This window comes from Rhizobium sp. 25PS6 (assembly GCF_032464655.1).
GTDB lineage: Bacteria > Pseudomonadota > Alphaproteobacteria > Rhizobiales > Rhizobiaceae > Rhizobium > Rhizobium laguerreae.
The window spans coordinates 45,640-67,445 of record NZ_JAWDIV010000029.1 but is presented as its reverse complement, the minus strand read 5'-3'; the positions used below and the strand labels follow the sequence as shown (position 1 = coordinate 67,445).

The window sequence follows — 21,806 nt, the reverse complement described above, 5'->3', positions numbered from 1 at the left end:
TAAAGGGGATCGGGACAATGGCTGGACCTTCCGCTCACGACGATCATTCTCATGATCACGATCGCACGCATGGCGATCACGCCGCCCATCATGACCACGCGCATGACGATCACGGGCACAAGCCGAGCTTTGCCAATCGCTGGCTGTTCTCGACCAACCACAAGGACATCGGCACGCTCTACCTGATCTTCGCGATCATTGCCGGCATCATCGGCGGCGCGCTGTCGGTTGCCATGCGCATGGAGCTGCAGGAGCCGGGCATCCAGATCTTCCACGGCCTGGCCTCGATGGTCTACGGCTATGAGGGCGATGCCGCGATCGACGGCGCCAAGCAGATGTTCAACATGTTCACGACAGCGCACGCGCTGATCATGATCTTCTTCATGGTCATGCCGGCGATGATCGGCGGTTTCGCCAACTGGATGGTGCCGATCATGATCGGCGCGCCTGATATGGCCTTCCCGCGCCTCAACAATATCTCCTTCTGGCTGATCGTTCCCGCCTTCGCGCTGCTGCTGCTGTCGATGTTCGTCGAAGGTCCGGCAGGCGCCTATGGCACCGGTGGCGGCTGGACGATGTATCCGCCGCTGGCGACAAGCGGCACGCCGGGACCGGCGGTAGACCTTGCGATCTTCGCACTTCACATCGCCGGCGCCTCGTCGATCCTCGGTGCGATCAACTTCATCACCACGATCCTCAATATGCGCGCTCCGGGCATGACACTGCACAAGATGCCGCTGTTTGCCTGGTCCGTGCTGATCACCGCCTTCCTGCTGCTGCTGTCGCTGCCGGTTCTGGCTGGCGGCATCACCATGCTGCTCACCGACCGCAATTTCGGCACTGCGTTCTTCTCTCCGGAAGGCGGCGGCGATCCGATCCTCTACCAGCACCTGTTCTGGTTCTTCGGTCACCCCGAGGTCTACATTCTCATCCTGCCGGGCTTCGGCATGGTCAGCCACATCATCTCGACCTTCTCGAAAAAGCCGATCTTCGGCTATCTCGGCATGGCCTACGCCATGGTCGCGATCGGCGCCGTCGGCTTCGTCGTCTGGGCCCACCACATGTACACGGTCGGCCTGTCGCTCGACGCGCAGCGCTACTTCGTTTTCGCGACGATGGTCATCGCCGTTCCGACGGGCGTGAAGATCTTCTCCTGGATCGCGACGATGTGGGGCGGCTCGATCTCGTTCCGCACACCGATGCTCTGGGCGATCGGCTTCATCTTCCTGTTCACGGTCGGCGGCGTCACCGGCGTCCAGCTCGCCAATGCCGGTCTCGACCGCTCGCTGCATGACACCTATTACGTCGTGGCCCACTTCCACTACGTTCTGTCGCTCGGCGCCGTCTTTGCGATCTTCGCCGGCTGGTACTACTGGTTCCCGAAAATGACCGGCTACCTGTACAACGAGCTGGTCGGCAAGCTGCATTTCTGGGTCATGTTCATCGGCGTCAACCTGGTGTTCTTCCCGCAGCACTTCCTCGGCCTCGCCGGCATGCCGCGCCGCTACATCGATTATCCGGATGCTTTTGCCGGCTGGAACTACGTTTCCTCGATCGGCTCCTACATCTCGGCCTTCGGTGTGCTGATCTTCCTCTACGGCGTCTTCGAAGCCTTCGCCAGGAAGCGCGTCGCCGGCGACAATCCGTGGGGTGAGGGTGCTACGACGCTCGAATGGCAGCTGCCTTCGCCGCCGCCCTATCACCAGTGGGAACAGCTTCCGCGCATCAAGTAAACTGCGCGGGCATCAGGACGCCGCCTTCGATACGGCGTCCTGATCGTAAGACATTCAGGACGAAATGATGACGGTCATCGACAATCACGGGGTGCTTGCAAAGGACGGCGAATTGTCGGAAGCGAGTGCGCGCGATTATTTTGAATTGTTGAAGCCACGGGTCATGTCGCTCGTGGTCTTCACTGCCTTTGCCGGTCTCGTACTGGCGCCGGGCCATATCCATCCCGTCCTCGGCGTGATCGCCATCCTCTGCATCGCCGTCGGCGCCGGCGCCTCCGGCGCGCTGAACATGTGGTATGACGCCGATATCGACGCCATCATGAGCCGCACCGCCAACCGTCCGATCCCGGCCGGCCGCATCGCGCCGTCGGAAGCACTCGCCTTCGGCCTGGTACTGTCGGGCTTTTCGGTGGTGATCCTCGGCCTGGCTGTCAACTGGCTCTCGGCCGGCATCCTCGCCTTCACCATTTTCTTCTACGCCGTCGTCTACACCATGTGGCTGAAGCGCTCGACGCCGCAGAACATCGTCATCGGCGGTGCTGCCGGCGCCCTCCCGCCGATGATCGGCTGGGCCTGCGTGACCAACAGCGTGACGATCGAGAGCACCGTTCTCTTCCTCATTATCTTCCTGTGGACGCCGGCGCATTTCTGGGCGCTTGCCCTCTTCAAGATGCGCGATTACGAGGCCGTCGGCGTGCCGATGCTGCCGAACGTTGCCGGCGAACGGGTGACCAAGCATCAGATCGTCGCCTATGCGGTGCTGACTGCCGTCTGCGCGGTCTTGCCGTCTTTCCTCGGTTTCGCGAGCCTCGGCTATGGCCTCGTCGCCGCCGTCCTCGGCGCGATCTTCATATACTGTTCCATCACCGTCTGGCGCATGCCCGACGGCGATCTGAAGATGATCCCGGCGAAGAAGCTCTTCGGCTTCTCGATCTTTTATCTCTTCGCCGTGTTCTCCGCCTTGATGATCGACCGGCTGGCGTCGGTGCTGGTCTCGCATGCGGGAGGTTGGTTCTGATGGAATTGCTCAAGCTCACGGAAGCGCAGCGCAAGTCGCGCCGCAACCGCAACGTCGCCCTCGGGCTGGTGCTTGCCGGCCTCGTCATTCTCTTCTACGCGATCACCATCGTGAAGATCGGCGGAGGAATGGCTGGATGAGCGACAACGCCGCCGCACCGAAGAAGCAGGGCCGCAACAACGGCGCCGTCGTGATGATGTGCCTGAGCTTCGTCTTCGGCATGGGCGCGATGAGCTATGCCGCCGTGCCGCTCTACCGCATCTTCTGCCAGGTGACCGGCTATAACGGCACGACGCAGCGCGTCGACCAGGTGTCGAGCGTCGTGCTCGACCGCAAGATGCGCGTCACCTTCGACGCCAATGTCGCCCCCGGCCTGCAATGGGACTTCAAGCCGGTCGAGCGCGAGGTCAATCCGAAGATCGGCGAGACCATCCAGGTCAATTTCACCGCCGAGAATCGTTCCAACGAGACCCAGCGCGGCCAGGCGGTTTTCAACGTTACGCCGGGCGAAGCCGGCGTCTATTTCAACAAGGTGCAATGTTTCTGCTTCACGGAAACGGACCTGAAGCCGGGCGAGAAGCTCGACATGCCTGTCGTGTTCTACATCGATCCTGAAATCGTCAAGGCGGTGGAATCAAAGAATATCCATACGATTACGCTGTCATATACGTTCTACCCGAAAGAGGGTCCGAAGCCGGTGGCTTCGAATGAGGGTGGAGCGGAGAAGATTGAAAAGAAACTTTGATCAAGGCTCGTTTCCGGCTATGCCGGGAGCGGAGTGAAGGAAGACATCCGGGGATAACGACATGGCCGATGCTCACCAGAAGAATCACGACTATCACATCATCGATCCGAGCCCGTGGCCGATTCTAGCCTCGCTCGGCGCCTTCATCATGGCGCTCGGCGGCGTCTCCTACATGCGTTATCTCAATGGCGGCTCCTTCAAGGTCGCCGGCTTCGAGCTTGCCAATCCCTGGGTTTTCTATATCGGCTTCGCGCTGGTGCTCTACGTCATGTATGGCTGGTGGGCCGATACGGTGAAGGAAGCCCATGAGGGCGCCCACACCCGTGTCGTCTCGCTGCACTTGCGCTACGGCATGATCATGTTCATCGCTTCGGAAGTGATGTTTTTCGTCGCTTGGTTCTGGGCCTATTTCGACGCCAGCCTCTATCCGAACGAAGCGATCCAGGCCTCGCGCGTGCTCTATACCGGCGGCACCTGGCCGCCGAAGGGTATCGAGGTTCTCGACCCCTGGCACCTGCCGATCTACAACACCGTCATCCTGCTCCTGTCGGGCACCACGGTCACGTGGGCGCATCATGCGCTGCTGCACAACGACCGCAAGGGCCTGATCCAGGGCCTGACGCTGACCGTGCTGCTCGGCATGTTCTTCTCTGCCGTTCAGGCCTACGAATATGCTCACGCGCCGTTCGCCTTCAAGAGCTCGATCTACGGCGCGACCTTCTTCATGGCGACCGGTTTCCACGGTTTCCACGTCCTCGTCGGCACGATCTTCCTGGCTGTCTGCCTGATCCGCGCGCTGCGCGGCGACTTCACCCCGAAGCAGCACTTCGGCTTCGAGGCGGCCGCCTGGTACTGGCACTTCGTCGACGTCGTCTGGCTGTTCCTGTTCTTCTGCATCTACGTCTGGGGCGGCTGGGGCGCACCTGTCGCAGCCGGCTGACCGGAACGATCGTCAAGCAAAAGGCGGGCCTGGTGCCCGCCTTTTTTATTGGTAAATCTCGTTCTTTACTCGGCGTCATCCTCGGCCTTGTGCCGAGGATCTGCTACATATCAACCGGTCCCAGATGCCCGGGACAAGCCCGCGCATGACGAAAGAGGGAGTTTGCCGACTTCGTCCGCAGTCTAAGGCTGACCCTATACTTTTTTCAGCTCAGCGCGCCCCGGCGATCCGTTCGAAAGCCAAAGGTTCGGGAATCCCGAGATCCAACTGGTGGCGGATCGCTTCGGCGCATTCGAGCGGTGTCAGCACCGACGTATCGACCTCCATGTCGTAGATGCCGGGACGATGAACCTCATCCTGCCAGCGCTGCACCGGTTCCGGGACTGGTACGTCCTCCGTGGCGCTGAGATAAAGCGTCTCGCGCCCCTCTTGGACAATGTCGCGCCGCTGCATGATCGTCTCGATCGGACAGCGCACGCCGACGAACAGCACGCGAAACCCCTCCAGCCGGCGGGCGCAATCGCCGAGAATGCCGAGCGGCTGCGAGTAGCTGTCATGATGGCCGAGATCAGCCACGACATTGAGACCCAATCCGGCATGGATGGCGATCGACTCGTAAAGCGCCGCATAGAGGAATGCCACTAGCTCCTCGAGATCCGGCCGCTCGCCGCCGGGCCTCAGGCCGATGCCCGGCAGGTAGCGCTTCGGTGTCATAGCATTGTAGCTGTCGACGCCGAGGTTGATCCACGGGCCTTCGAATTCATCCTGGATCACGCGCACGATGCTTGATTTGCCGCTCCGCGGCGCACCATTCAAGATTACGATCTGCCCGGCATGGCTGTCATTGCTCATCAGTTTTCTTCTTCTGTTTGGCGCGAATCGCTCGGCAGAGACCGCGCAGCTATTTCCATTCGGGATGCGAATACTTTATGGGAGAGTTAAGGCAGCATGGAATTGTCACAAGGAACAGCATGAACGAGGACAGCGCCCATTTCCCCCCCGTCGACCCGGTGAAGACCGGGATCAAGGGCTGCTGCCCGCGCTGCGGTGAGGGCAAACTCTTCGATGGCCTGCTCGGCGTGAAGCCGCGCTGCGCTGCCTGCGGCCTCGATTATTCCTTCGCCGATTCCGGTGACGGCCCGGCGGTCTTCGTCATCCTCATCGTCGGCTTCATCGTCATCGGCATGGTGCTGTGGCTGCAGGTGAATTACGGGCCGCCGATCTGGGTGCATATCCTGCTCTTCGCTCCGCTGACGATTATCCTGTCGCTGCTGACGCTGCGCTGGTTCAAAGGCATCCTGATCGCCATGCAATACCGTCATAATGCCCGCGAAGGACGCCTGAGTGACTGAAATAGTGCATGCAACGCCGCGCCGCCGGCTGCCGGTTTTGACCGGCATCCTGGTGCTGATCGCCCTTGCCATCCTGATTTCGCTCGGTACCTGGCAGGTGGAGCGCCTGTACTGGAAGGAAGGCCTGATCGCCGATATCGCCGCGCGGCAGGCAGCAAGCCCCGTGCCGCTTGCCGACATCGAGGCGATGGCGGCTGCAGGCGGCGATATCGAATACCGCAAGGTGACCGCCACCGGCCGCTATATCAACAACAAGGAGCGGCACTTCTTCGCCACCTGGCGCGGCCAGACCGGCTATTACATCTATACGCCGCTGGAGCTTGCCGACGGGCGCATTCTCTTCGTCAATCGCGGCTTCGTTCCCTATGACAACAAGGAGCCGGAAATGCGCATGCAGGGCCAGCTGACGGGAGAGCAGACCGTCACCGGCCTGGCGCGCGAAAAGCTTCCCGGCAAGCCTTCCTGGGTGGTGCCCGATAATGACGTCGCCAAGAACATCTTCTACTGGAAGGATCTCGACGTCATGGCCGAGAGCGTCGGGCTGGAGAAAGCGAGCGTCATTCCCTTTTTCGTCGATGCCGATTCTACCCCCAATCCGGCCGGCCTGCCGATCGGCGGCGTCACCCAGGTAGATCTGCCGAACGACCATCTGCAATATGCTTTCACCTGGTACGGGCTGGCCGCCGTGCTCGTCGTCGTGGTGGCGATCTCCTGGTTCCGCAAGGGTGCCAAGACACCTCAGCAATAGTATCACTTCAATTCTCGACCATATTGGGCTAGAGGTCCCTTAGCCCTACGCGGGACGTTGCTGTTGAAGCTGGACGTTACCAAGTTCTCCCTCATTCCTGTGCTTGTCACCGGAATCCAGTGCGCCCAAGTCCTTGGGCGCGGAAGAGGGACGAGGATGTTGACAGTCATTCACGGCGCCGACGCGCCGTGGCTGGATTCCTGTGACGAGCACAGGAATGAGGAATTTGTGGAACAGACATGAATATTGCGGCGAAACCTCCTTTGACGATCAGGCTCTGCGGCCCGCGCGGCTTCTGCGCCGGCGTCGACCGTGCCATCCAGATCGTCGTGCTGGCGCTGAAATCCTATGGCGCCCCGGTCTATGTGCGCCACGAGATCGTCCACAATCGCTATGTCGTCGAGGGGCTGGAGGCCAAGGGCGCCGTCTTCGTCGAGGAACTGGACGAGATCCCGGCAGAACATCGCGCCCAGCCGGTGGTCTTCTCCGCCCACGGCGTGCCGAAATCCGTGCCCGAGGATGCGGCAAGCCGCAATCTCTTCTATCTCGACGCCACCTGCCCGTTGGTTTCCAAGGTCCACAAGCAGGCGATGCGCCACAATCGCCTCGGCCGCCATGTCATCCTCATCGGCCATGCCGGCCACCCCGAGGTGATCGGCACGATGGGTCAGCTGCCGGAGGGATCGGTCTCGCTGATCGAGACGATCGAGGATGCGGACGCCTATGTCCCTGTTGATCCCGATAATCTCGGCTATGTCACCCAGACGACGCTGTCGGTCGACGATACGGCCGGTGTCATCACCCGCCTGCACGAACGCTTCCCGAACCTGACGGCGCCGGCGGCGGACTCGATCTGTTATGCGACGACCAACCGCCAGGAAGTGGTGAAGCAGGCAGCCCCCGGCTGCGATCTCTTCATCATCGTCGGCGCGCCGAATTCGTCCAATTCCAAGCGGCTCGTTGAAGTGGCGCTCAGGGCAGGGGCGAAGAAATCGATCCTCGTGCAGCGCGCCGCCGAGCTCGATTGGGACGAGATCGGCGCGATTTCGACGCTCGGCCTTTCCGCCGGCGCTTCCGCGCCCGAGGTCATCGTCAACGAGATCATCGAGGCTTTCCGCGCTCGCTTCGATGCCCGCGTCGAACTGGCCGAAACGGTGCAGGAAACCGAAAATTTCCTGGTCAACCGCGAATTGCGCAGCATCGAGCTGACGACCGCCGACATGGCCTTCGTCAACGGCTAGATCGGCCTTTCGGCCTAGGCGTCCACTCCGGCAAATCCAATATCAACAAGGCATGAAGGCGAGACCTCACTTGGCAGTCTATACCGATATCGCCGAAGACGATCTGAAATGGTTCCTGACGGAATATGACGCGGGCACGCTGCTTTCCTACAAGGGCATTGCCGAGGGCGTCGAAAACTCCAACTTCCTGCTTCACACCTCCAAGGACCCGCTGATCCTGACGCTCTATGAGAAGCGGGTGGAAAAGAGCGACCTGCCTTTCTTCCTCGGCCTGATGCAGCACCTTGCCGCCCGCGGCCTGTCCTGCCCGCTGCCGCTGCCGCGCCGCGACGGCGCTCTGCTCGGCTCGCTGTCCGGCCGTCCGGCGGCGCTGATCTCCTTCCTCGAAGGCATGTGGTTGAGAAAGCCGGAGGCGAAGCACTGCCGCGAGGTCGGCAGAGCGCTGGCCGAGATGCATGTGGCCGGCGCTGGTTTCCAGTTGAAGCGGGCGAATGCGCTGTCGATCGACGGCTGGCGGGGGCTCTGGGAGAAATCCGAGGCGCGCGCCGGCGAGGTCGAGCCCGGCCTGCAGACCGAGATCCGCAGCGAACTCGATTTCCTCTCCGCCGCCTGGCCGAGTGGCCTGCCGGCCGGCGTCATCCATGCCGACCTCTTCCCCGACAACGTCTTCTTCCTCGGCGACCAGCTCTCCGGCCTGATCGATTTCTATTTCGCCTGCAACGACCTGCTCGCCTATGACGTCTCGATCTGCCTGAATGCCTGGTGCTTCGAGAAAGACGGCGCCTATAACATCACCAAGGGCACGGCGATGCTAGAGGGGTACCAGAGCGTTCGGCCGCTGAGCGATGCCGAAATCTCAGCCCTGCCGGTGCTGTCGCGTGGGTCCGCGCTGCGCTTCTTCCTGACCCGGCTCTATGACTGGCTGATGACGCCTGAGGGCGCCATGGTCACCAAGAAGGACCCGCTCGAATATCTGCGCAAGCTGCGGTTCCACCGCCAGATCAAATCGCCCGCCGAATACGGATTGAGCCTATGAAACACGTCGATATCTTTACCGACGGCGCATGCTCCGGCAATCCCGGCCCCGGCGGCTGGGGCGCGGTGCTGCGTTATGGCGATGTCGAAAAGGAGCTTTGCGGCGGCGAGGCGGACACGACCAACAATCGCATGGAGCTGCTGGCGGCAATCTCGGCGCTGTCGGCGCTGAAAACGCCCTGCGAGGTCGATCTCTATACCGACAGCGCCTATGTCAAGGACGGCATCTCCAAGTGGATTTTCGGCTGGAAGAAAAACGGCTGGAAGACCGCTGACAAAAAGCCGGTGAAGAATGCCGAGCTCTGGCAGGCGCTGGAGGCGGCCCGTGACCGCCACAAGGTGACGCTGCACTGGGTCAAGGGCCATGCCGGCCACCCGGAAAACGAACGCGCCGACGAACTCGCCCGCCGGGGTATGGAGCCGTTCAAGAAGGGCAAGGCGGTTTCGTTTTAAGTCCCCACGTTTGGTCGGCGAGCCCGATGGGCGCGGTCGTGGCATCATGGGCGTGCTGGGTGCCGGGCCAGAGCTATAGGCATCGCGTTTTCGCCGTGACCGAGTGTGGTGCGATGGCGGCAACGTCCAAGAGAGCCTCATCCTAAGGCGCCCCAAAGGGGCCTCGAAGGACGAGGCGGGTGTGCCGGCGTCAGATGGGATATGGGCGCAGGAAGCAATATTGCGGCGTGTCCTTCGAGGCTTCGCCCTTTGGGCTACGCGCCTCAGGACGAGGAGCGTTGCGGATGCCGCTGTATATCCCGCTATCTTCGCTGATTGTCCCGAACGCTGGTCTCACCCACCCTCATTCCTGTGCCTGTCACAGGAATCCAGTGCGCCCAAGTCCTTGGGCGCGGAAGACATTCTTACCGCCGCAGAGAGTCATTCACCGCGCCGAGGCGCGGTGGCTGGATTCCTGTGACGAGCACAGGAATGAGGGTGGGGATATCACGGCGCCTCCCGGCAACGATAGCGACGGCTTTCCATCTCCTCAAGCCGCCCGCTGCTGCGGCGCGGTCGCCGCACCCTGGATCAGCCGGTGCAGATATTCGAGTTTTGCCACAACCGGCGAGGACAGCACGAAGGGGTAGGAGTCCGGCTGGCCCATGCTGCGCTGGATGGCGTTGATCGCGATGCTGAGCGGCACCCAGGCACTGACCAGCTGTTCGGCGCTCCTTGCCCTGTAGGGGATGAAATCCACCTCGCCGGCGATTTCCTCATGGCCGCGTGGATCGATAGCGATGCCGAAGGCGCGCGCGGTTTCGAGTGTATCGACGATATGGAGGTAATGCGCGAAGCATTCGGCAAAATCCTCCCAGGGGTGCGACGCCGCATAGGCGCTGATGAAATTGTCCTGCCATCCCAAGGGCGCGCCGCCGGCATAATGGGTCTGGAGGGCTGCCATATAATCCTGCCGTTCGTCGCCGAAGACGGCGCGGAAATCGGCAAGGCCGCCCCGATCGCGCACCAGCTTGTTCCAGATGAAATGGCCGGCCTCGTGGCGGAAATGGCCAAGCAGCGTGCGATAGGGTTCGTTCATCGAGCTGCGCGCCTGTTCGCGCGTCGCATCGTCGGCCTCTGCGGCGCGGATGGTGATCAGGCCTTCCTCGTGACCGGTCATAGCAGGCACGATAAAGCCGTTGCTCTCGATTGAATCCTCGAGGAAATCGAAGACCAGGCCGCCTTGCGGGTCTTGCGCCCGATCCGGATGCGGCAGCTTCCAGCGCAGCAGCGAATAAAACAGATGACGCTGCGCCTGGCTGATGCGCCGCCAGCGGTCGATGCCGTCCTGAGTGTCAGTGTTCGGAACCAGCCGGTTATGGCGGCAGGCAACACAGAATTCACTCTCGCCCTCATCGTCCACCAGCCAGTTGCAGATGTCGAGGCTGGCATTGGCGCAGAAGCGGACGTCGCGATCAGGATTGGAAACGAGCTGCCAGAGCGTCTCGTCGCGCGGTTCCAGTGCATGCATGGCGAGATCGCCTGGCAGGAAGCCGAGGCGGTGGTTGCAGCGCACGCATCGACGGTTGTCGAAGTGGACGACCTGATCGCAGTTGTCGCAGGCAAAAAGCTTCATCGTGTCTATCTCTGCAAAGCATGAGGGTGGGGGATTGAAAATGCCTGCCGCACGCTGGCACAGCAGGCATGGTGATAAAGGATGAGCGTCTGCTGCGCATTCCTTAAATCGGAATCACAGCGTCTTTGCGTGTGTGAAGAGAGGCTGTCGCTCAGAGCCGGTCGACGGCGCCCTTGAGCTTGTCCTTGACCTTGCCGGTTGCGACCTGTCCCTTGCCCTTGGCTTCCTGGACGGCACCCTTGGCCTGCATGTCGCGATCGTCCATGGCCCTGCCGGCGGCCTGCTTGGTTTTGCCGGCAATTTCGTTTGCCTTGCCGGAAATCTTGTCGCTGGTGCTACCCATCTTGTGATGTCTCCTTGGTCGGCACGGGCGTCTTGTCCATGCTTGCCGAAATGAAACGTCACTTGCAGCTATTCGTTCCCGCTGCCGTCAGGTCAGCTGCTGTCAGGCAAGCCAGCCTCTCAAGCATGGCCGGCTTCGGCCGAAAGCATGGCAGCGGTCACGCCCATGCCGGCGAGCGCCCGCTCGTATTTATCATCGAGGCTGCGGTCGAAGATCAAATCCTCATTGGCCGGGCAGGTGAGCCAGCCATTGTTGACGACCTCGCTTTCGAGCTGGCCGGCCGCCCAGGAGGAATAGCCGAGCAGCATAGTCGCGCGCGTCGGCCCATCGCCTTTGGAGATGGCGCGCACGATATCGAGCGTCGCCGTCAGGCAGATGTCGTCGCTGACCGGGATCGAGGAGTCGCTGGCATAATCGTCCGAATGCAGCACGAAGCCGCGGCCGCTTTCCACCGGGCCGCCGGTCTGGATCGGGAATTCGCGCGCCCGCTTCGGCAGCACGATCGAGTCTTCCGGCTTGATCATGTCGAGATGCTGCAGCACATCGGTGAAGGTAAGACTCTGCGGACGGTTGATGACGAAGCCCATGGCGCCGGCATCCGAATGCGCGCAGATGTAGATGACAGCGCGCGCAAAATTGCGGTCTTCCATGCCCGGCATGGCGATGAGGAACTGGCCATCGAAGAAGCCACGTTCCCGTCTGTTCTTCAGGGTCAATAAGGACATCGTTCCTCCTGCTGCTAGACCGCACAAAGGCCTCGACAAAAGAAACATGGGCCAATGTCACACATCAATCAACTGAAAATGAAGAATTAAATTGCCGCCACTTCTGGCGGCCAAACTGCACATTCGGTAAACCTTTGTTCCATGATGATTATTTCCTCAGGTCCGTGCAGGCTTTTAATCGCTGTTGTGTCGGTGGTCACAGCCCTTGTGCCGTTTTCTTCCGCCCACGCGGAAATGAGCGCCTGGGCGGAAAACGAGGGCGGCCGCATGCGCCTCGTGGCGCTCGCACCCGATGCCGGCGGCAAAATCCGCGCCGCTCTTCAGATCGAGCCGAAATCCGGCTGGATCACCTATTGGAAAGAGCCCGGCAACAGCGGCATTCCGCCCCAGATCACCATCGCGGCGGAAAGCGGCGTCACGCTCGATGCCATCGCCTATCCCGTCCCGAAGCATTTTTTCAAGGGCGCGATCGAGGATATCGCCTATGACGCGCCGGTGACGCTGCCGCTGTCGCTGACGGCGGCCGGCAAAGGCCCGGTGACGATCGACGCCGCCGCCTTCATCGGCATCTGCAAGGATATCTGCATTCCCTTCCAGGCGAATTTGCAGCTGAAGCTTGGCCCCGCCATCCAGTCGCACCCGCAGGAGGAGGCGATCCTCCAGGCCGCCGATGCGAGATTGCCGAAGCCGCCATCGCCGGATTTCGACGTGACGGCGCATGCGATGTCGCCCGACAGGAAGACGCTGTCGCTCGATCTCGTCTTGCCGGCCGGGGGGCAGGGCGAAGGGAAGGGCGCGCCGGATATCATCGTCACCGGCCCGAGCGGCTATGCCTTCACCAAGCAAATCGGCGGCAAACGCGACGGCGCCACCTTCAAGGTCGATGTCGCTATCGGCAAGCTGCCGAAGGATTACGACGTGGCAGGCAAGCGCTGGAGCGTGCTCGTCATTGACGGCGAAAGGGCGATGGAGACCACTCTTGCCTTTCAATGATGGGCTCCTATAGTCGCCTCCGATCCCTGCGGCGCCCGCCGCCGCCAAGCCGGAATTTCCAAAGCCAGAACCCAAAGCCCGGAAACCTCCGGAGCCGGAAATCGCTAAGGACAGAACCAAGGAGAAGACCATGACCATCGCGATCGGCGACAAGCTTCCTGCCGCCACCTTCAAGGAAAAGACGGCTGACGGCCCGGTCGAAATCACCACCGATCAGCTCTTCGCCGGCAAGCGCGTCGTGCTCTTTGCCGTGCCGGGCGCCTTTACGCCCACCTGCTCGCTGAACCATCTGCCGGGTTATCTCGAAAACCGCGATACCATCCTTGGCAAGGGCGTCGACGACATCGCCGTCGTCGCCGTCAACGACTGGCACGTGATGGGTGCCTGGGCGCAATCATCAGGCGGCATGGGCAAGATCCATTTCCTCGCCGATTGGGATGCCGGCTTCACCAAGGCCGTCGGCCTCGACGCCGACCTCTCCGCCGGCGGCCTCGGCCTTCGCTCCAAGCGCTATTCGATGCTGGTGGAAGACGGCGTGGTCAAAGCCCTCAACGTCGAGGAAAGCCCCGGCCAGGCAACCGTTTCGGGTGCCGCCGCGATGCTGGAACAGCTCTGATCTCTCGAACAACAATTACCCCTCCCCAACCCCTCCCCACAAGGGGGAGGGGCTTAAGGTGCGGCTTCGTCGTCTACCCCATTGAACGTCGAGTGTGCGGTTGGCCGGGGGCCGAAACCCAATGAAGTTGGTCTAAGAAGGTCCTAAGCCTGTCAACAGCTCGTTCTGGCGGTTCCGTCCGCGTCCATTGCCTGCGGTCCACGGCCGTGTCGATAAAGCGAAACTCTATCAGGCCCGATGACTGTGCTGAAATCCGCAGGTAGGCCACTGAATAGGGCTTATGCTCGGTTTGTTGGACGCATAGATCAGCCATTGATGTCCATCCGAACAGCGCATCCCGAAGCGAACCCTGAGCGATGAAATCAGCAAGTTGCTCAATGCCCAGCAAGGCCGACGAGAATTTTTCGTCTTCCGAACGTTTTCGAACATTGCGGATATGGTCAACAAGCAGAGGCCAAGGCTTTATCATGCGCTAAGTCTGGCTTTGGAGCGCGCGCCTGTCAAATGGGTGCAAGCACTCGATTATCTTATGTCGATGCTGCCCGTATTTAGCTTAGCAATAAAACTGGGATTACCTCCCGCCTCAATCTCGCCTCAATCGTTATAACATAACGGTAATGTTATTACATTGTAGGATGTGCCATGCCCCCGAGCCCCGACCGCCCCCTCGTCAGCCTGCTGGGACAGTCGGCATTCTCCAGGGTGACCGGCATGGCTCTGGCCATTGCGCTCCTGTGGCTGGCGATCCACTGGGCGGTTGTCTTGCCATGACGCCGCTGATCCGTCTCGAGAATTTGACCGTCGCCTATAACAGGCACCCCGCCGTCCATCATGTCTCCGGCGCCTTCGCCTCGGGCAGCCTGACGGCGATTGCCGGGCCGAATGGGGCGGGCAAGTCGACGCTGCTGAAGGCGATCATGGGGGAGCTTCGCCCCGCCGAAGGCAGGGTCGAGCACCGGTTGGAGCGGGCACAGTTCGGTTATCTCCCGCAGGCGGCCGAGATCGACCGGCGCTTTCCGATCTCGGTCATCGACACGGTCATGCTCGGCGCCTGGAAGAAGACGGGCGCCTTCGGCCGCATCGCACCCGCCGAGGTGAAGAGGGCAGGCGAGGCGCTCTCCGCCGTCGGGCTCGAAGGTTTCGGCCGGCGCCATGTCGGCTCGCTCTCGGCCGGCCAGTTCCAGCGTGTGCTCTTTGCCCGCCTGCTGCTGCAGGATGCCGGCATTATCCTGCTCGACGAGCCGTTTACCGCAATCGATGCCCGCACGACCAGGGACCTCGTCGATATCGTCACCCGCTGGCACGGCGAAGGCCGCACGGTAATCGCCGTGCTCCACGATTTCGAGCTCGTTCGCGCCCATTTTCCGCAAACCCTGCTGCTCGCCCGAGAACTGGTCGGCTGGGGTGCGACCGCAGACGTCATGTCCTCCGTCAATCTCCTGAAGGCCCGCGCCATGGCCGAGCGCTGGGATGAGGATGCAAATGCCTGCGCACCCGAAGAGGCGCCGGCGGCATGACGGCTTACGATCTCTTCCTCGCGCCCTTTGCCGATTACGGTTTCATGCGCCGCGCGCTCGTCGCCTGCCTCTGCCTCGGGCTCGGCTCCGGACCGATCGGCGTCTTCCTGATGCTGCGGCGCATGAGCCTGATGGGCGACGCCATGAGCCATGCCGTGCTGCCGGGGGCTGCCATCGGCTACCTCGTCGCCGGCTCCCTGTCGCTGACGGCGATGGGCCTCGGCGGCCTCATTGCCGGCCTGTCGGTGGCGCTGCTTTCGGGCGCCGTCAGCCGGATGACCGTGCTACAGGAGGATGCGAGCTTTGCCAGCTTCTATCTCGCTTCGCTGGCGCTCGGCGTGCTGATCGTCTCGCTGCGCGGTTCGAATATCGATCTCCTGCATGTGCTCTTCGGCACCATCCTGGCGATCGATGCGCCCGCCCTTCATCTGATCGGCGCGATCACTTCGCTAACCCTCGTCATACTCGCCTTCATCTACCGGCCGCTGGTGGCCGAATGCTTCGATCCGGGGTTCCTGCGCGCCGTCGGCGGGCGCGGGCCGGTCTATCACGTGCTCTTCCTGCTGCTGGTGGTGCTGAACCTCGTCGCCAGCTTCCAGGCGCTCGGCACGCTGATGGCGGTCGGCCTGATGATGCTGCCGGCAGCCGTCGCCCAGCTCTGGTCGCGCAGCCTGGCCGTGATGATGGCAATATCGGCCGTCAGTGCCGCCGCATCCGGCTATCTCGGCCTGATCGCCTCCTACCATCTGGAGCTTGCCTCCGGCCCGACGATCATCATGACGGCGGCATTGCTCTACGGCTTCTCTATTCTTTTCGCGCCATCCGGCTTAGCCCGGCGCTTCTTCCCCCGCCCGCATTTGAAGGGCTGATCCCAAGGAGACTTCGATGACACCGCACAGACTGCTTCTCTCCGCAGCAATCCCCGCTTTGATGGCGCTGTCGGCCGTGCCGGCCTCCGCCGAAACGCTGAAGGTTGTGGCCTCCTTCACCGTGCTAGCCGATGTCGTCAAACAGGTCGGCGGCGAGCACGTCAAGGTGACGAGCCTCGTCGGGCCGAACGGCGATCCCCACGAATTCGAGCCGTCGCCGGCCGACGCGAAGAATTTGAACGCGGCTCAAGTCACCTTCGTCAGCGGCGAGGGGCTGGAAGGCTGGATGGACCGCCTGATCACCGCCTCGGGCTATAAGGGCAATCCGGTCACCGTTTCCGAAGGCATCAATACCCGCACCATGGAAGAGGACGGCGAAAAAATCACCGATCCGCATGTCTGGAACAGCCCCGTCAACGTCAAGGTCTGGGTCGCCAATATCGAAAAGGCGCTGTCATCGGCCGATCCCTCGGACGCCGCCGCCTTCAAGGCCAATGCCGAGAAGTACACAAAGACGCTCGATGAATTGAACGCCTATGCCCATGCGAAATTCGACAAGGTGGCCGACGATCGCCGCAAGGTGCTGACCAGCCATGATGCCTTCGGTTATTTCGGCCGCGAATATAATGTCAGCTTCCTGGCGCCGCTTGGTCTGTCCACCGAAAGCGAGGCATCGGCCGCCGACGTCGCCAAGCTGATCGAGCAGATCAAGGGCGAGCATGTGAAGGCCTATTTCTTCGAGAATTCCAACGATCCGCGCCTGGTCAAGCAGGTCGCCAAGGCAACCGGTGCCGAGCCCGGCGGCGAGCTCTATGTTGAATCCCTGTCCGACGCCAAGGGACCGGCGCCGACTTATGAAAAGATGTTCAAGTACAATGTCGACCAGCTCGCCGCCGCCATGGCGAAATCGAGCTGAAGTATCGAGGGCTGCAGGCCTATCCTGCGGCCCTCACAAATTAAGGTCGAAGACCAGGATGCCGGCAAGGCCTCCATCCGTCGACGAGACGATGCGCTCGCCGACGGTCACGTGCTCGGGATGGATGAGATAGGCGTCCCGGGCTTCGGCGCTTTCAAAGGTCACGGCAAAACCGTCGACGAAGCCGCCATGCAGTCCCTCGGGCGAAACATTCGGCCCGTATTTGATATCCAATATGCCGGGGATGAGCTGTTTCAGGGCGACGATCGCCGCAAACAGCGACTGCTTGTCTTCGGCCGTCATCGCGGTCTTCAGCCGCAGGAATACGCAGTGCAGGATCATCAGTGGTCCTCCCGATTTTCTTTGGCCCGATTTTCTTTGGATGGAGAATAGCGGCGAAAGCCGGGAGAGCAACGAGATTTATTTTTCACGCGGACGTTGTGCCGCAGCCGTGAGCCGGGCAGATTACATCTGGTCGGTCTTGACCAGGGGCCGCTTGTAGATCTTCTGGACGAGATCGCTCGCCAGCGCGCGAGCTTGATCTTTCTCAGCCGCCGTCATCGGCCGACAGGTGTTCCTGGTGTTTGAACTGTCGAGCACTGTCGTGGAACCGGAATTGGCGATGACGAGATGCCAGCTGCAGGAGGCGACCTTGTCGATGGCGACGGCACCATGGCAACCGGTGGACAGGCAGAAGGCAATGGTCCTCTGCGCCCCGTTGTCGCCTTTATAGGCCAGCGCTACGGCTTTCTTGATATCCGTGACCCATCGCTCGCATTGCGCCTGTTTTGCCCCCGGCTGGCAGCTTTTGGTGACCGGAGTGATCTCAGCGGCCTGAAGCGGCGAGACGCAAAAAACACCCATCGAGAGGGCGAACAGAAACTTGAGCATGGGATTTTCCTTGTGCAAGCAATGAGAGACGCACATCGCAGGCCGTTGGTCAATGGCTACTCACAAAAGGGAAGGGTGGCGCGCCAAGCAGATGTTGGCGAACCACCGGGAAAATCCGAAATTGTCTCGATCCGCCGCCGCCGCTATTCCAGGACGACCACGGCTTCGACCTCGAAGAGCATGGGGTCGATGGCAAGCTTGGGGACGGGAATCAGCGTCTGGGCCGGCAATGCTTCGCCGAACATGTCCTTGACATTCCCAGTCAGCACCTCGAGCTTGGACATATCGTGATCGACCACGAAGACCGTCAGCTTGGCGACCTGATCCGGCCTTGCGCCGAGTGCATCGAGGGCGGTGCGCAAATTCGCATAGGCCTGCTTCACCTGGACGGCGAAGTCTGGCGACAAGGCGCCCGTGCTGTCCTGGCCGCCCTGTCCGGAGATATAGGCCAGCCGGCCTTGGCGCGGCACGATCACCGCCGTGCTGTAACCGTTCGGCGAGGGGTCGTAGAGGTTTTTCGGATTGACGATGGTCAGCTTGAGATGGTCCTCATTGGCTGTCGCCGCGGTGGGAACGCTGATGGTCATGATGATGAGTCCTCCGATAATGTGATGCTTGATTGCGCGTGACATGACTTCTCCTGGTTTTCCAGGGCTGCGAGCGACGGATCCTCGCGGCCTGCAGGATGGAATCTTATCGCCACATGATCGACTCGTACGGCGTACGACTAAATTGCATCGTACAGCGTACGAGTCAATCGGTCAGGATCGACATTCCCAGCATTGTCGGCTTAGATCGACGTCTGATCGATAAGGAAGACGAATGGCAGCCAAACGCAGCGATGCTGAGAGCAAAGGGTCCGGGCGGAGAGGTGCTTCACCTCAGTCCGGGCAGGAGCCGCGCAGTGAGCCGCCTCTCTCGCTGGAACGGATCGTGGCGACCGCGGTAGACCTGCTGGACGCCGAGGGCGTCGATGGATTGAAGATGCGTCGGCTGGCCGATCGCCTCGGCGCGGGCGCGATGAGCCTCTATTGGCACGTCGACAACAAGGAGGAGGTCTTCGATCTGGCGCTGGATGCGGTGCTCGAATATCGCGCACCGCTCGGTCTCGTTGCGTCTGAAGACTGGCGCGAGGACATCGTCCATATGCTCGAAGACTGGCGCGCCAACATGCTGCGCCATCCCTGGTCGGCCTCGCTGTTGCCGCGCCGGGCGCTCGGCCCGAACATCCTCATTCGCCTGGAACTGCTGAGCAAGACCCTGTCCGGAGCCGGTGTCGCCGATGCGGATTTGAACGTCGCCATCTGGTCGCTCTGGAACTATGTGATCGGCGCCACCATCACTCGGGCGAACTTCGATCTCTCGGACGAGGACAGAGCCGCCGCGCAGCAGCGCCTGACAGGTCTCAGCGAGCACTATCCGACGATCGAACGCTCTCGTCTGCTGCTGGACAATGATTGGGACGGTGCTTTCAGGAAGGGCCTCGACTTCCTGCTCGATGGCCTCGCGCCGAGACCGTGAACATTCGTCATTCCTGAACGAGACGGTGCCGGATTCTGCGCACGTGCCGTGGTGATCGCGGTATCGCAGCGACACGTCCGGCTATTTCCGCAGGATTTTCTCCATCGCTTTCCCCTTGGCGAGTTCGTCGATCAATTTATCCAGATAGCGGATTTCCCGCATCGTCGTTTCCTGGATGTCTTCCACGCGGACACCGCAAACCACGCCCGTAATCAACGATCGGGAGGGATTCATCTGCGGCGCTTGCGCAAAGAAATCCTCGAAGTTGGTCTTCGCAGCCAACTGATCGTCCAGGCTCTGCTGGCTATGCCCCGTCAGCCAACAGATGATTTCATCGACCTCCGTCTTCGTGCGCCCCTTCTTCTCTGCCTTGGCGACATAGTGGGGGTAGACGCTCGCGACGCTGATGGAATAGACGCGATGCTTCGTCATGCCTGCTGCTCCTCAACCTTCCAGATATTTTCCGGCTTGAGATAGCTGATTTCAAGACCTCAACAAGTGGCCGATAATGGGTAAGCTTCCGCGGGCGCGAAGTAGATCAGTGCAAAGGCGGCATCTCTCCAGCGCCGCGCGTCTTCGACCGGATTGCACCAACAACGGACATCGGCTCGGTTTGGGTAGACGGCCGCTACAGGGGCCGGGAGCAGACCGGCAGCTTCGGTCTGCAAATCGTCCAGAGCGGAGATTTATGTGGGGGCGCGGGCATCGTCGTGAGACGCGCGGCCGTAAGGACCGGACCAAGTCAGGACTTCGATGTTGCCGATCCCGCCCCACGGGCTCAAGATTCACTCAGCCCTCGACGCATTCCGGCAGGCGCACAGGCTTTTCGAAACGGGTCAGCGCCTCTGGTTTTGCACAGGGCGGAAAACCGGCGAGCCGCATGGTCTCGATGAGCCGCCGCCTGTCGTCTTCATTTGTGTCAGGAAGGCTAACAAATCCCTCTATGGTAAGATCGGGAAACCATTTCAGTGCCTCCGCAAGCGCGGTTTTCGCTTCGGCCGTGCGGCCGGTGGCGGCCAGCGCGGCTGGGCGATATACCCACATCCGTCGACCGTAGTTCTCCGGACCCATTTGCTGCTGCATGCGAAGCGCGTCTTCATAGCGTCCGGCCATGAAATAGGCAGCAGCAAAAAGCCTGCTGCTCGCCATCGGGTAGTTCGGGTTAACACGGATTGCCCGATCGGCCATGTCGGCACCGCGCTGCGGCTCGCCGAAGCTGGATGCCAAGAAAGCGTAGAAGCTCAGAATTTCGAACTGGTTCGGCGCCATGCGTAGCGCCGTGTCGAATTCCATCTTGGCGCGTGCAAGATCGTTCCTGTCGCCGAAACTGAAGCCCAGCACGGCGTGCGCCTCCGCGTCGCTCGGATCGAGCATGACCGCACGTTCGGCAGCCTCGGCGGCCAGTCGGAAGTTGGCCTCGAAATCGGCGCCGAAACTAGGCATGACGCCATACGCGTGATAGAGCTCGACCCAGGCGCGCGCGAGCCCCGGGTCGAGTTCGACGGCGCGTTTGAGGAGCTTGATGGCCTCCTCGACGTCGGCGCGATTCATCTTCGTAAGCTGTTCCGTGCCGAGCAGGTACAGCTCGTAGGCAGTAAGGTCGTTTGGCGGCTTGCGATGCGCCGCAATCCGGCCTGCCTCCTGGATCACGCCGTGCCCGCCGCCGAGCCGGTTGGAGACCTGCTCGGAGATCTCGGTCTGGATAGCGAACAGATCTTCGTAGGGCCGGTCCCAGCGATCTGACCACAGATGCTTGCCGGTTGCCGCGTCGAAGAGCTGCGCGGTGATGCGCAGCCGGCCGCCCTGGCGCTGGATCGAGCCTTTGACCACGAAACTGACCCCGAGCGTTTTGGCGATCTCGGCCAACCTGATCGATCTGCCGGTGTATGTTTGAATCGAGTCGCGGGCGATTACCTGGAATTCCGGGAAACGGGCGAGATCGGTAATGATCTCTTCCGTAAGGCCGTTCCCCAGCCGGCGCGCGGCGGCATCCTCTCCAAGCATGGCGAAGGGGAGCACCGCAACAACCGGCTTGCCGCTCGGAGGCGTTGGCCGCAGCATCCACCAAGCAGCAATGACAACGGCGAGAACGATTAGTAACGATCCGACCACGGCGGCGAGCGGTCGCCGGCGCGCTAGGCTACTCGCCAGATTCGTGCCTGGCGTCGCTGCGGCGTTCGCCTCCGGCAGCACCAGCCAGTAGCCGCGCCGCGACTTGGTCCTCAGGATGGAGTGCCTGTCATCCTTGAGTGCGCGTCGGATCTCGTGGATGCATTGCACCAAGCTGTCATCGGTGACTGCCGTTCCCGGCCACACCGACTGCATCAGCTCACTCTTGGTGACCAGTCGGTTGGGGTTGTTCGACAAATAGCGCAGCACCGCGAAGGCCTGCGGCCTGAGATCAATCGAATTGCCTGGCCCGCCGCTCAGCGCTTCGTTGCTCAGGTCGGCAATTACCCCATTGATAAGGATCTTGGTAGGCACCGAGGTGTCCATCGGCTATCTCAATGTCGCTGTCTTTCCTGCCTCCCTTTT

26 protein-coding genes are annotated in these 21,806 nt (G+C 61.5%); 17 read left to right on the top strand and 9 right to left on the bottom strand.

What is annotated here, in order from left to right; translation table 11 throughout:
* Nucleotides 1-17 precede the first annotated feature (17 nt).
* The 5 genes from ctaD (at nt 18) to RWK44_RS31515 (ending at nt 4,436) form a co-directional block, all read left to right on the top strand.
* Nucleotides 18-1,733 carry a cytochrome c oxidase subunit I gene (gene ctaD / locus RWK44_RS31535; protein ID WP_168257636.1) on the top strand — a complete coding sequence of 572 codons (1,716 nt, stop codon included), beginning with the start codon at nt 18-20 and terminating at the stop codon, nt 1,731-1,733.
* 67 nt (nt 1,734-1,800) lie between these two features.
* Nucleotides 1,801-2,751, top strand: a complete 951-nt coding sequence (locus RWK44_RS31530) for a heme o synthase (protein ID WP_316029931.1) — start codon at nt 1,801-1,803, stop codon at nt 2,749-2,751.
* On the top strand, nt 2,751-2,891 hold the full coding sequence (locus RWK44_RS31525) for a hypothetical protein (RefSeq protein WP_011650759.1): 141 nt from the start codon (nt 2,751-2,753) through the stop codon (nt 2,889-2,891). The genes RWK44_RS31530 and RWK44_RS31525 overlap by 1 nt, the downstream gene beginning before the upstream one ends.
* Nucleotides 2,888-3,496: a cytochrome c oxidase assembly protein gene (locus tag RWK44_RS31520; protein WP_168284320.1), complete on the top strand. Its 609-nt coding sequence runs from the start codon at nt 2,888-2,890 to the stop codon at nt 3,494-3,496. The genes RWK44_RS31525 and RWK44_RS31520 overlap by 4 nt, the downstream gene beginning before the upstream one ends.
* A gap of 61 nt (nt 3,497-3,557) precedes the next feature.
* Nucleotides 3,558-4,436 carry a cytochrome c oxidase subunit 3 gene (locus RWK44_RS31515; protein ID WP_025393467.1) on the top strand — a complete coding sequence of 293 codons (879 nt, stop codon included), beginning with the start codon at nt 3,558-3,560 and terminating at the stop codon, nt 4,434-4,436.
* 210 nt (nt 4,437-4,646) lie between these two features.
* Here RWK44_RS31515 and RWK44_RS31510 read toward each other — a convergent pair whose 3' ends face one another.
* A complete protein-coding gene (locus RWK44_RS31510) occupies nt 4,647-5,288 on the bottom strand; it encodes a chloramphenicol phosphotransferase CPT family protein (protein WP_131666143.1) in 642 nt (213 codons plus the stop codon).
* 119 nt (nt 5,289-5,407) lie between these two features.
* On the opposite strand from RWK44_RS31510, the gene RWK44_RS31505 reads away from it, so the two are divergent.
* The 5 genes from RWK44_RS31505 (at nt 5,408) to rnhA (ending at nt 9,265) form a co-directional block, all read left to right on the top strand.
* Nucleotides 5,408-5,788 (top strand): DUF983 domain-containing protein, encoded by a 381-nt coding sequence (locus tag RWK44_RS31505; RefSeq protein ID WP_316029924.1) that lies wholly within the window; start codon nt 5,408-5,410, stop codon nt 5,786-5,788.
* Nucleotides 5,781-6,536: an SURF1 family protein gene (locus RWK44_RS31500; protein WP_316029923.1), complete on the top strand. Its 756-nt coding sequence runs from the start codon at nt 5,781-5,783 to the stop codon at nt 6,534-6,536. The genes RWK44_RS31505 and RWK44_RS31500 overlap by 8 nt, the downstream gene beginning before the upstream one ends.
* Nucleotides 6,537-6,775: 239 nt before the next feature.
* Nucleotides 6,776-7,777, top strand: coding sequence for a 4-hydroxy-3-methylbut-2-enyl diphosphate reductase (gene ispH, locus RWK44_RS31495; protein ID WP_077976530.1), 1,002 nt, complete (start codon nt 6,776-6,778; stop codon nt 7,775-7,777).
* Between the two features lie 70 nt (nt 7,778-7,847).
* The gene (locus RWK44_RS31490) at nt 7,848-8,813 is read left to right on the top strand and encodes a homoserine kinase (RefSeq protein ID WP_222062750.1); all 966 of its coding nucleotides are present in this window, start codon (nt 7,848-7,850) and stop codon (nt 8,811-8,813) included.
* The gene (gene rnhA / locus RWK44_RS31485; RefSeq protein WP_017959271.1) at nt 8,810-9,265 is read left to right on the top strand and encodes a ribonuclease HI; all 456 of its coding nucleotides are present in this window, start codon (nt 8,810-8,812) and stop codon (nt 9,263-9,265) included. Before RWK44_RS31490 ends, rnhA begins: the two co-directional genes overlap by 4 nt.
* A 529-nt stretch (nt 9,266-9,794) precedes the next feature.
* On the opposite strand, the gene RWK44_RS31480 is transcribed toward rnhA, so the two are convergent.
* The 3 genes from RWK44_RS31480 to RWK44_RS31470 form a co-directional block, all read right to left on the bottom strand.
* Nucleotides 9,795-10,880 (bottom strand): zinc-binding metallopeptidase family protein, encoded by a 1,086-nt coding sequence (locus RWK44_RS31480; protein WP_025393473.1) that lies wholly within the window; start codon nt 10,878-10,880, stop codon nt 9,795-9,797.
* Nucleotides 10,881-11,031: 151 nt separating this feature from the next.
* Nucleotides 11,032-11,223: a CsbD family protein gene (locus tag RWK44_RS31475; protein ID WP_131642478.1), complete on the bottom strand. Its 192-nt coding sequence runs from the start codon at nt 11,221-11,223 to the stop codon at nt 11,032-11,034.
* A gap of 119 nt (nt 11,224-11,342) precedes the next feature.
* On the bottom strand, nt 11,343-11,948 hold the full coding sequence (locus tag RWK44_RS31470) for a YqgE/AlgH family protein (RefSeq protein ID WP_168257630.1): 606 nt from the start codon (nt 11,946-11,948) through the stop codon (nt 11,343-11,345).
* Between the two features lie 141 nt (nt 11,949-12,089).
* Here RWK44_RS31470 and RWK44_RS31465 point away from each other — a divergent pair, with 141 nt between their 5' ends.
* The 6 genes from RWK44_RS31465 to RWK44_RS31440 all read left to right on the top strand — a co-directional run bounded on the left by RWK44_RS31465 (nt 12,090) and on the right by RWK44_RS31440 (nt 16,859).
* Nucleotides 12,090-12,941 (top strand): protein-disulfide reductase DsbD domain-containing protein, encoded by an 852-nt coding sequence (locus RWK44_RS31465; protein ID WP_316029922.1) that lies wholly within the window; start codon nt 12,090-12,092, stop codon nt 12,939-12,941.
* A 130-nt stretch (nt 12,942-13,071) separates the two neighbouring features.
* Nucleotides 13,072-13,557, top strand: coding sequence for a peroxiredoxin (locus RWK44_RS31460; RefSeq protein WP_011650769.1), 486 nt, complete (start codon nt 13,072-13,074; stop codon nt 13,555-13,557).
* Between the two features lie 642 nt (nt 13,558-14,199).
* Nucleotides 14,200-14,328, top strand: coding sequence for a hypothetical protein (locus RWK44_RS31455; protein WP_260692929.1), 129 nt, complete (start codon nt 14,200-14,202; stop codon nt 14,326-14,328).
* Nucleotides 14,325-15,074: a metal ABC transporter ATP-binding protein gene (locus tag RWK44_RS31450; RefSeq protein WP_316029921.1), complete on the top strand. Its 750-nt coding sequence runs from the start codon at nt 14,325-14,327 to the stop codon at nt 15,072-15,074. Before RWK44_RS31455 ends, RWK44_RS31450 begins: the two co-directional genes overlap by 4 nt.
* Nucleotides 15,071-15,943: a metal ABC transporter permease gene (locus RWK44_RS31445; protein ID WP_316029920.1), complete on the top strand. Its 873-nt coding sequence runs from the start codon at nt 15,071-15,073 to the stop codon at nt 15,941-15,943. The genes RWK44_RS31450 and RWK44_RS31445 overlap by 4 nt, the downstream gene beginning before the upstream one ends.
* 16 nt (nt 15,944-15,959) lie before the next feature.
* The gene (locus RWK44_RS31440; protein WP_316029919.1) at nt 15,960-16,859 is read left to right on the top strand and encodes a metal ABC transporter substrate-binding protein; all 900 of its coding nucleotides are present in this window, start codon (nt 15,960-15,962) and stop codon (nt 16,857-16,859) included.
* Between the two features lie 33 nt (nt 16,860-16,892).
* Here the strand turns inward: RWK44_RS31440 and RWK44_RS31435 are convergent, their stop codons facing one another.
* The 3 genes from RWK44_RS31435 to RWK44_RS31425 form a co-directional block, all read right to left on the bottom strand.
* Nucleotides 16,893-17,201 (bottom strand): Dabb family protein, encoded by a 309-nt coding sequence (locus RWK44_RS31435; RefSeq protein ID WP_020048801.1) that lies wholly within the window; start codon nt 17,199-17,201, stop codon nt 16,893-16,895.
* Nucleotides 17,202-17,324: 123 nt separating this feature from the next.
* Nucleotides 17,325-17,750, bottom strand: a complete 426-nt coding sequence (locus tag RWK44_RS31430; RefSeq protein WP_316029918.1) for a hypothetical protein — start codon at nt 17,748-17,750, stop codon at nt 17,325-17,327.
* Between the two features lie 143 nt (nt 17,751-17,893).
* The gene (locus RWK44_RS31425) at nt 17,894-18,382 is read right to left on the bottom strand and encodes a RidA family protein (RefSeq protein ID WP_316029917.1); all 489 of its coding nucleotides are present in this window, start codon (nt 18,380-18,382) and stop codon (nt 17,894-17,896) included.
* A 190-nt stretch (nt 18,383-18,572) separates the two neighbouring features.
* On the opposite strand from RWK44_RS31425, the gene RWK44_RS31420 reads away from it, so the two are divergent.
* Entirely contained in the window at nt 18,573-19,271 is a 699-nt protein-coding gene (locus tag RWK44_RS31420) for a TetR/AcrR family transcriptional regulator (RefSeq protein ID WP_316029916.1), read from the top strand.
* Nucleotides 19,272-19,352: 81 nt separating this feature from the next.
* On the opposite strand, the gene RWK44_RS31415 is transcribed toward RWK44_RS31420, so the two are convergent.
* Together RWK44_RS31415 and RWK44_RS31410 are read right to left on the bottom strand one after the other, a co-directional pair.
* Nucleotides 19,353-19,703, bottom strand: coding sequence for a DUF2200 domain-containing protein (locus RWK44_RS31415; RefSeq protein ID WP_316029915.1), 351 nt, complete (start codon nt 19,701-19,703; stop codon nt 19,353-19,355).
* 357 nt (nt 19,704-20,060) lie between these two features.
* Nucleotides 20,061-21,767: a winged helix-turn-helix domain-containing protein gene (locus RWK44_RS31410; RefSeq protein WP_316029914.1), complete on the bottom strand. Its 1,707-nt coding sequence runs from the start codon at nt 21,765-21,767 to the stop codon at nt 20,061-20,063.
* Between the last annotated feature and the right edge of the window lie 39 nt (nt 21,768-21,806).